Below are 10,448 nucleotides of genomic sequence, written 5' to 3'. Positions count from 1 at the left end.
CCGATCTCTAAAGAAAAGTTAGATAAGTATATGAGTGAACAATTAAATCGCACGCACGTTGCTGCACGGTCGAGCGAAATTCAACTTGAAACAACAAATGAGCTACCTACTATAATCAAGGAACGTAGGTCCTGTCGTCAATTTGATATGGAAAAACATATTAGTTTTTCGGAATTTTCCCAATTCTTATCAACTCTAAAACAGGTTAGGGAAGAAAAAATATACTATCATTACGCAAGTGCAGGCGGGCTCTATCCCATTGATATCTTTGTTTATGTAAAACCAAAACGTATAGAGGATATGAAAGCTGGATTTTATTATTATAACCCATCAAAAAATAGTCTTGTGATTGTAAACAACATTGATCAAGTAATCAAAAGTGATCATGAGTTAATTAATCAGGATTTATTTACTCAATCTGCCTTCTCAGTTTATTTGGTTTATAATGCGAACGCTTCCATCCCGAAATACGGTTCAGATGGATATTTATTTGCTTGTATTGAGTCAGGCATTATCACTGCTACCTTAAATATGGTTGCTGAGACATTAAATTTAGGGATTTGTTCAGTTGGTCATATGAAATTTGAAGATATTCAGCAATTTTTATGTTTGGATAATCATCAAGTGTTTCTCCATGGGCTTGAAGTTGGCTTAAAAATTAACGAGTAGAAGAAATGAATATTAGGGGGAAAAAGATAAAAATGCACATTAAAGATCGAAGTTCGATTCATGAAAATAAAGAAGTAGAAGCGTTTTGGAAGGAGCAATTATCTTCCGAGATTCTCGATTTTTCTGTATTTAAATTTAATAGCGATTACCAACTAAATAAAGAAATACCTTGTGAGTACGTTCAAGTCATAGTGAATGTAGAATTTAGTAAAAGTATACAAAAAATAAGTAAGTCTCAAGATTTATTATTATTTAGCTGGTTTCAAGCCGCTTTAAGGGTTTGTTTGGCACATTATACAGATCAAGAAAGAATTACTATTGGTATTCCTATAATTGAAAAGAATCTTGAACAAAGTGAGAATCTTAATAAGTTGATTCCTTTAGGAAGTGAAATCCATCCGCATCACACCTTTAAACAATTAGTAAATGAGATTGAACAAACGACTTTATTCGGGTATGAAAATCAGGAGTATCCGCTCTCTGAATTATTAGTTAAACACAATTTAACTCCTTTTCAAATTGTAATCGGGATGGAAGGATTACATAATGAAAATTCGCTAGAAGAATACGCAGAGAATAATTTAGTCCTATGGATACGAAGAAAATGGAATGAAATACATAATGAATTTGAATTTCAAATTTCTTGCAAGTCCCGTTCATTCTCTTCTTTGCAACAGTTTGCCAATTCGTATTGTTATGTTTTAAAGCAAGTTTCACAAAATCCGAATTTGGCATTGAAAGATATTTGTATTATTGCAGAAGAAGAAAAAGAGTTGTTAGAAGGATTGAATACTTTTCAAACGGGCATAGATTTGTTTCAATCATTTCAAGATTTGTTTGAAGCGCAAGTATTAAAAACTCCAGATCAAATTGCTGTTGTTTGTAATGATCAATCTTTGACATATAGAGAATTGAATAAGAAAGCGAATCAATTGGCTTCTATTCTTCAAAGTAAAGGTGTTTCAAAAGAAAGTATTATTGGCGTTATGGTAGATCGGTCATTAGAAATGATTATTGGTATGATGGGGATTTTAAAAGCAGGAGCAGCGTATTTACCAATCGACCCTAACTACCCAACTGAACGAATTGAATATATGTTACAAGATAGTCAAGCAAAATATTTACTTAGTAAGCGAACAGAGGAAGTATTGCCGCAATTTGCGGGTGAAGTACTGTATCTTGATAAAGAATATCTTTTCCAAGATGAAGAAAGTAATTTAGTACGAGAACATAATCCTAATGATTTGGCTTATGTTATTTACACATCAGGATCGACAGGAAATCCAAAAGGGGTAATGATCGAACAAAAATCGCTAATTCATTTTTTAAATGTAATGAGAGAAAAAGTAAAGGCTAATCAATCATTCTTGTTTCTTGCTAGTGTATCTTTTGATATTTCCTTGTTAGAAATATGTCTTCCTTTAACGCAAGGTTCAAAAGTAGTAATTGCTACAGAGGACCAGTTTGCAACAAAAGAATTGGCTCTTTTAGTCAAAAAACATAAGGTGGATTTATGGGAATCAACGCCATCGCGAATGGAAGTGATTTTGAGTGATCCAGAAGGGGCAAATTTTCTAAAAGATTTAAAATCTATTTTATTAGCAGGAGAATCTTTTTCCATTGATTTGGTTGAAAAAATTCGTTGTATCAGTGAAGCAACAATTTTAAATATTTATGGTCCCACAGAAACAACCATTTGCGCAACAGTAAAAGACTTGAGCACTTCCAAAGAAGTTACGATTGGCAAACCTAACCCGAATTATCATTCCTATATATTGAATAAGTATGGCCAATTAAAACCATTTGGAATTCCCGGTGAACTCTGCATTGCTGGCGTAGCGGTAGCACGAGGGTATCTTGGTAAAAATAAACTGACAGATGAAAAGTTTGTACCGAGTCCTTTTGCGGCAGGGGAAATGATGTATCATACAGGTGATCTCGTTCGTTGGTTGCCTAATGGAGAACTTGAATATTTAGGTCGAATGGATCATCAAGTGAAAATTCGGGGGTATCGGATTGAATTAAGAGAAATCGAAACTCGATTAAGGGAATATCCAGAAATAAACCAGGCTATCGTTGTTGATCAAGTGTATGGAAATAGGAAATTATTAGCTGCCTACTATGTATCGGATAACAAGGTGTCTTTTGGTGAAATCAGAAAATATTTAAGTGATAAACTACCTGAGTTTATGATTCCTGAAAAAATGATTCAGGTAGAAGAGATTCCATTGAATCCAAATGGAAAAGTAGATAGAAAAAGATTGTTGGATATAACACAAACGGATTATGTATCAATTCCATACGTTGCTCCGCGCAATGAAATTGAACAAAAATTAGTGCGTGCATGGGAAAAAGTTATGGAGATTGAGGGAATCGGTATTCATGATAATTTTTTTGCATTAAAAGGAGAATCTATTAAAGCACTTCAGGTAATTAATTTATTAAGAAAAGACTGCTTAAAAATAAGTACAACAGATTTTTTTAAGCACCCCACAATCGCTCAATTGAGTTCTTGTGTAACGTTAGAGCATAAAGAGGAAAACCTTGAAAGTAGACCAACTCATGTTAAAGATTTGTCTAAGCCATTTTCCTTAACAGAAGTTCAGACAGCGTATATGATAGGACGGAATTCACAGTTTGAATTAAGCGGTATTTCACCTCAAACATATTTTGAATATGAAACAGCATTGGATATCAATCGTCTTTCAAAAAGTTTTCAAAAGGTAATTCATCGTCATCCAATGTTGCGAGCTGTAATTTTACCAGAGGGAAAACAGCAAATATTACAAAGCGTTCCTGATTACGAGATTGAAATAGTGAGTCTCATAGATTTAGATGATAGGAATCAACATGCTCGCTTACAAGAAGAGCGTTCTCGAATGACTAACCATGTATTCCCTTTGGGGCAATGGCCTTTGTTTGAATTGAAAGCTTTTCTTTTAAAAGAAGACACGTATTTATTATGTTTTCGATACGATGCTTTATTAATGGACGGAGCAAGCATGAACATTGTTGGACAGGATTTGTTGCATTATTATTATAAACCAAATCAAAAATTAGAATCTTTATCTTTTGATTTTCAAGATTATATGTTTATCTATGATGAAATGGAACAAAGCGAAGAATATAAAACAGCAAAAGATTATTGGACAAGTAAGCTTCCTGACTTTCCTTTTGCACCTTCTTTGCTGTTAAAAAAGGATCCAGCAGAGATTGCTACTCCTAACTTCCAATCACTTACAAAAATCCTGGATAATAAAAAATGGACAAAGCTACGAAAGTTAGCACAAGAGAAAGAGGTAACGCCTTCCGCTCTACTTTGTACAATATATGGTGATGTGTTGGCATATTGGAGTAATCAACGTCGATTAGCAATTAACTTGACTGTATTTAACCGTTATCCTGTTCATGATGAAGTAGAACAGATTGTTGGAGATTTCACATCACTTATTTTATTGGATGTTGATGTAAAACCAGAGCAAACTTTCTTTACTAGAGTAAAAGAAACGCAAGCTACTTTATTAGATGGCCTTGAACATCGTCATTACGATGGAGTTAACTTTATTCGAGATTTTACTCGATATCATCAAATGACGCCAAAAGCAGTTATGCCAATCGTTTTCACCTCGATGTTAGCAGGTGCAGGTGATTTCTCTTGGGAACAACTTGGTTCTCTTCGCTATATTCATGCTCGGACTCCACAAGTGTATTTGGATAATGTAGTAATTGAAAAAAATGGAGAGTTATTAATTAGCTGGAACTACGTTGAAGAGTTGTTTGATGTTGATGTAATAGAAGCAATGTTTTCCCAATTTGTTGACTTATTGGAACAATTGGTGAAACAAAGCGATATAACATCTTTGCAGATGAAAGAATCGGATCAAACTTTAATTAAGCAATACAATGAAACAACAGAAAAAATACCTTCAACTACTCTGTATCAATTATTTACAGACCAAGTAAAACGTACACCCGATGAAGTAGCAGTGGTATTTGAACAAGAATGGTTAACATACTCAGAACTTCATAAACGTTCTAATCAAATTGCCCACTTCTTAAAAGAGCAAGGTATTGGTCGAGGTGACAAAGTGGGTCTTTTAGCAAAAAGGCGAGTTGACACAATTGTTAATATGTTAGGTATTTTAAAATCAGGTGCCGCTTATGTTCCGATTGATCCCGATCATCCTTTAGATCGCCAAACATATATTTTAAAAAATAGCTCATGCAAGCTTTTATTAGAACCTAGTCTTTATGAAGAAAATCATTTGTCATTTTATACAACAGAAGATATGCCCGCTATTGCTGGTCCAGAAGATATTGCCTATATTATATACACTTCAGGAAGTACAGGAAAACCAAAAGGAGTAATTATTACTCACCAAGCGGTTACAAATACTATTCAAGACATAAATCAAAAATATGAGGTGAATGAAGATGATCGTATTATTGGTATCTCTTCCATGTGTTTTGACCTATCTGTATACGATATTTTCGGAGCTTTAAGCACAGGTGCAATGTTAATAATGATTCGTGATCCAAGAGACATGCAAGAATTAATCCGCACTGTCGAACGTAGAGGGATTACAATTTGGAATACAGTGCCTGCAATCATGGATTTGGCATTGGATCAAGTAGGTTCTCATTTTGAATATCCTTCTTTACGTTTAGTTTTACATAGTGGAGATTGGATTCCGCTTTCTTTACCAGAAAAAATAAAAAGACATTTTCCAATTGCAGAAGTAGTTTCACTAGGAGGGGCAACAGAAGCATCGATTTGGTCAATTTATTATCCGGTCAAACAGGTGGAATCACATTGGAATAGTATTCCATATGGGATGCCCTTGGCAAACCAAACGTATTATGTGTTGAACTATGAAAAGAAAATTTGCCCTGTTGGTGTAATTGGAGATTTATATATCGGGGGAGTGGGCCTTGCTAAAGGATATTTAAATGATGAAAAGAAAACAAATGAAGCGTTTGTGTCACATCCTGATTTTGGTCTTATATATAAAACAGGAGATTGTGGAAAAATGCATTCTGAGGGATATATTGAATTTTTAGGCCGCCAAGATTACCAAGTGAAAATTCAGGGATATCGAGTAGAGTTAGAAGAAATCTCTCATTGTCTTCTAACTTATAAACAAGTCGAACATGCTGTCGTAATTGATCAAACAGATGAGAACGGAATAAAATTTTTAGTTGCATATGTGGTAACTGAGCAAAATATTAGTACAACAGAACTACGAAAGCATTTGCGAGATCACTTGCCAGATTATATGATTCCTTCTTATTTTGTTTATTTAGACCAATTACCCCTGACTCCAAACGGGAAATTAGATAGAAAAGCGCTCCCTACTCCGGAGAAACAAACAAATGAAGTATTTATTGCCCCAAAAACTGAAATGGAAAAAATATTAACTAGTATTTGGCAAGAAGTACTCAAAATAGATCAAGTTGGAGTAAATGATCATTTCTTCGCCTTAGGTGGAGATTCGATAAAAGCGATTCAAGTGTCCGTTAGACTGTATCGACAAGGATTCGAGCTTGAACCAAAAAATCTATTTTCATTTCCTATATTAAGGGACATGGTTCAATTTGTTAAAAAGCTAGACCAGTTTTCAAGTTCACAAACAAATGATGTAAATATAATGAACGATAATAAAGCTATATTACTAAATGTTAAAGATAAACAACTTAATCAACATACACTTACCAAAATACAAGAAAAAATGCCGGATATAAAAATAGAACGTATTTATCCGTTAGCACCTTTCCAGGAAGTTATTTATGAGCATGCTACGAATGAACCTGATACAAATGCATATTTTGAACAAACAATTTGGGCACTTGAGGGGGAGCTGGATATTAAACTCTTTATTCAGTGTTTTCAACAATTAGTTGATCGTCATGATTCTTTAAGAACAATAATTGTGCAAGATGAACAAGCAAAACCTTGGCAAGCTGTTCTATATGATGTTCAAATAAATTCAGAAATAAAAAACTTAATTGAGATGACGAAACAAGAACAGCAAGAATTCCTAGATCAGTGGATGAATGAAAATTTAAGTCAAGGATTTAAAAATGGTGAACTTATGACCCGTCTCTGTATATTCCAACTAGGTAATAACGAGCATAAGGTAATTTGGAGTTCCCATCATCTATTATGTGATGGTTGGAGCGTTAGCATTTTGATAGACGAATTATTCCAGCTCTATGAAACAACAAATGCGGGAACTACGGCGGAGTTACCTATGGTAAAACCTTTTGAAACATTCATAGACTGGACTTTGGCACAAGATCATGAGAAAGCACGTCATTTTTGGCAGGATTATTTATCAGGATACAATCAGAAAATTAGTATTCCTAAAAAGAAAGTCCCATCTAAAAGTGAAGGGTTAAACTTCACTTTTATGGATTTAACATTAGAAAAGGATTTGACTAATCAGTTACAGACATTTGTAACTAAAAACAATATAACTATGAATACAGCACTACTAGCTGTATGGGGAATATTACTTGGCAAATTTAACGGAACGAGAGAAGTAGTATTGCCTAATCTAGTATCAGTCAGACCTCCCGAAGTAGAAGGAATTGAAAATATGTTCGGGCTGTTCACAAATGTTTTGCCTATTCGATTAGCATGGACAGAAACACAATCTTTTGTGGATTTCCTGCAAAAGGTACAACTAGAGACATTGAAATGTAATGAGTATGCATACTATTCATTTGTTGATATACAAAAGCAAAGTGAATTAAAAACTGAGTTGACTGACCATCTTTGGGTTTTTGAAAACTATCCAACTAATCCAGCAATCTTTTCTTCAAATGAAAACAGACATTTTGCTATCACGGATTACGAAGTTGTTGATGAGCCACATGTAAAGTATGGAATTATGTGCTTCCCTGAAGAAAAACTTACAATAAAGTTTGGATTTGATCAAACGGTATATGAAGCAGAGAAAATACAGGAAATATTAAATCACATCCATGGATTAATCAACATGATTCTTCAAAATCCAATACAAGCAATTGGTGATTACAAATTATAAAAAATGAAAAGGCGAGCAAGAACTCGCCTTTTTAAATAGAATAGGAGTAAATCAAATGACAAAAAACTTGCAGTTATCAGCCGAAGAGATGCGTCAGTTAGGATATCAAGCGGTTGACTTGATTGTTGATCATATGAATCATTTAAAAAGTAAACCAGTTTCAGAAACGATTGATAGTAATATTTTTACAGACAAGCTAATTGAAACGATTCCGGAAAACGGATCTAATCCAAAAGAATTACTTCATTTTCTTAATAACAATGTGTTTAATCAAATTACTCATGTGGATCATCCTCATTTTATGGCTTTTGTGCCAGGTCCTAATAATTATGTTGGTGTATTAGCAGATTTTTTAGCAAGTGGGTTTAATGTATTTCCTACAGCTTGGATAGTAGGTGCAGGTGCCGAACAAATTGAATTAACGACAATTAACTGGTTAAAATCAATGCCAGGATTCCCTGATTCAGCTGAAGGACTATTTGTCAGTGGTGGTTCCATGGCTAATTTGACTGCACTTACTGTAGCGAGACAGGTCAAGCTGAATAATGACATAGAAAATGCGATTGTTTATTTTTCTAACCAAACTCATTTTTCTGTAGATCGAGCACTTAAAGTATTAGGTTTTAAACAGCATCAAATTTGCCAAATTGAGACAGATGAAGACTTAAAAATTTCAGTTAGTACTTTAAGAAAACAAATAAAAGAAGATCGATTAAAAGGGAAAAAACCATTCTGTGTTATTGCTAATGCAGGGACAACGAATTGCGGAGCGGTGGACTCCCTCGATGAATTGGCTGATGTATGTGGTGATGAAGATATATGGCTACACGTGGATGGGGCTTATGGGGCTGCAGCAATTCTCAGTGAAAAAGGAAGGGAGTTATTAAGTGGAATTCATCGTGCCGATTCTTTAACGTTAGACCCGCATAAATGGCTTTTTCAGCCTTATGATGTTGGTTGTGTACTTATTCGAAATAGCCAATATTTAAGTGAAACATTCCGTATGATCCCAGAGTATATTAAGGATACAGAAACTAATATAGAAGAAAAAGTGAATTTTGGGGAGCGTGGAATTGAACTTTCTCGTAGATTTAGAGCATTAAAGGTATGGCTTTCTTTTAAAGCATTCGGAGTTACAGCTTTTCGTGAGGCAATTGATCATGGCATTATGCTAGCTGAACAAGTTGAAGAGTTTTTAAGGAAAGAAAAAGATTGGGAAGTAGTAACACCTGCCCAATTAGGAATTGTTACTTTTCGTTATATTCCATGTGAGCTAACATCTACAGATACAATTCATGAAATAAACAAAAAATTGGTGGAAGAAATTAATCAAAGAGGATTTGCTATGCTAAGTACGACTAAATTAAAAGAAAAAGTAGTAATTCGACTTTGCTCTATTAACCCAAGAACAACAAAAGAAGAAATACTTCAAATCATGATGAACATAAAAGCATTAGTAGAGGAAATAAACACATCGCCTAAACATCTTATATCTGTTTCTCAACCTTGATATATTAGGCGGATTTTACATATTAATAGCCGATTCTTATTTAGAATCGGCTATTATATTTAAATGATAAATACATATATACTATTTATAAGTGTTTCTCTTGTAATGGGATTAAGCCTCAACCTTGGATACTCGTTTGAAACCAGTCTTTATTGCTTGTACTATTTCGTTCACAGCATAAATAGATACATCGGTATTTGGATTTAACCCTTCAAACCAGTGATAGGCATTTGGATATAAATGAAACTCCACATCAACACCAGCTTGTGCTAGTTTGCTTACATAGGTTAATGTTTCGCTGCGGAATGGATCTAATTGACCAACAAATGTGTAAGTATACGGTAAGTCACTATAATCCTCAGCTCGAGAAGGTGCTGCATAGGCAGGGATTTGATCCGTTCCATACATTTCTCCTAAATACATTTTCCAGCCAGCTTCATTTGCCTTTTGGTTCCAAACAAATCCCTCTTTAATTTCATTCGCTGAAGGTGTATCATTTCTGTCATCAATCATTGGATATAGTGGCATTTGTAAACAAATTGAAGGATATTTTCGATCTCGTGCTAATAATGATAATGCTGCTGTTAGTCCACCGCCAGCGCTTACTCCTGCAACCCCAATTCGATTCGAATCAATGTTTAATGACTTTGCATTATCAGCAATCCATTTTAAAGCTGAATAACAATCCTCAATTGGTGCTGGGTAAGGGTGTTCAGGTGCTAAGCGGTAGTCTACAGACACAATCACACAGCTAGCTTCTTTTGCAAACCTCATACAAGTATCATCGTTATCATCTATAGACCCTAAGATATAACCTCCACCATGTATCCATAATAAGACAGGTAAAGATTCATGATTTGATTTTGGACGATAAATTCGTAATGGTAACGGATTATCATCAGGCCCAACAATGACTTTATCTGTTAAAGAAAGAGAGTCATCAACAACGGTAGGTGGTCTCATTTGAGCTATTCCTTCTCTAATTGATTGCAAATTTTCTGGGCGTAAATCGAGATCCGGAAACATCTCTAACCCTTGTAATAACTCTGGATTTACTCTAGTTTTCATTTTAGCACCTCTATTTGTAATTGTTTTCAAATAAATGAAGTGTATTCTAAGTAGTTTAATTGTGAAAGAACACCACAATTAAATTGTAAATTGGATATGTTATAACGGTCAACAGAATATTCGGAAATTAAAACCTTTCTCAAGAAGGAGTT

The 10,448-nt window shown here is 34.3% G+C and carries 4 protein-coding genes; 3 read left to right on the top strand and 1 reads right to left on the bottom strand.

Annotation, left to right across the window (positions count from 1 at the left end):
* The 3 genes from ACQGS6_RS17055 to ACQGS6_RS17045 form a co-directional block, all read left to right on the top strand.
* Positions 1-669: SagB/ThcOx family dehydrogenase (locus ACQGS6_RS17055; RefSeq protein ID WP_426965345.1), on the top strand; the 669-nt coding region annotated here is incomplete at its 5' end.
* A 32-nt stretch (positions 670-701) separates the two neighbouring features.
* Complete coding sequence (locus tag ACQGS6_RS17050; protein WP_142318404.1) at positions 702-7,718, top strand: non-ribosomal peptide synthetase; 7,017 nt, start codon at positions 702-704, stop codon at positions 7,716-7,718.
* 55 nt (positions 7,719-7,773) lie between these two features.
* Positions 7,774-9,228: a pyridoxal phosphate-dependent decarboxylase family protein gene (locus ACQGS6_RS17045; RefSeq protein WP_426965344.1), complete on the top strand. Its 1,455-nt coding sequence runs from the start codon at positions 7,774-7,776 to the stop codon at positions 9,226-9,228.
* 111 nt (positions 9,229-9,339) lie between these two features.
* On the opposite strand, the gene ACQGS6_RS17040 is transcribed toward ACQGS6_RS17045, so the two are convergent.
* Positions 9,340-10,296, bottom strand: a complete 957-nt coding sequence (locus tag ACQGS6_RS17040; protein ID WP_426965343.1) for an alpha/beta hydrolase — start codon at positions 10,294-10,296, stop codon at positions 9,340-9,342.
* Positions 10,297-10,448 lie beyond the last annotated feature (152 nt).

Source organism: Bacillus sp. GMs2/2 (assembly GCF_050172095.1).
Taxonomy (GTDB): domain Bacteria; phylum Bacillota; class Bacilli; order Bacillales; family Bacillaceae_G; genus Bacillus_A; species Bacillus_A cereus.
The sequence above is the reverse complement of the archived record's forward strand: the minus strand, read 5'-3'. Positions and strand labels throughout refer to the sequence as shown.

Excerpts from the sequence above, each read along its gene's own strand:
- ACQGS6_RS17050 (WP_142318404.1), top strand. The coding sequence starts at position 702 with ATGCACATTAAAGATCGAAGTTCGATTCATGAAAATAAAGAAGTAGAA.
- ACQGS6_RS17045 (WP_426965344.1), top strand. The coding sequence starts at position 7,774 with ATGACAAAAAACTTGCAGTTATCAGCCGAAGAGATGCGTCAGTTAGGA.
- ACQGS6_RS17040 (WP_426965343.1), bottom strand. The coding sequence starts at position 10,296 with ATGAAAACTAGAGTAAATCCAGAGTTATTACAAGGGTTAGAGATGTTT.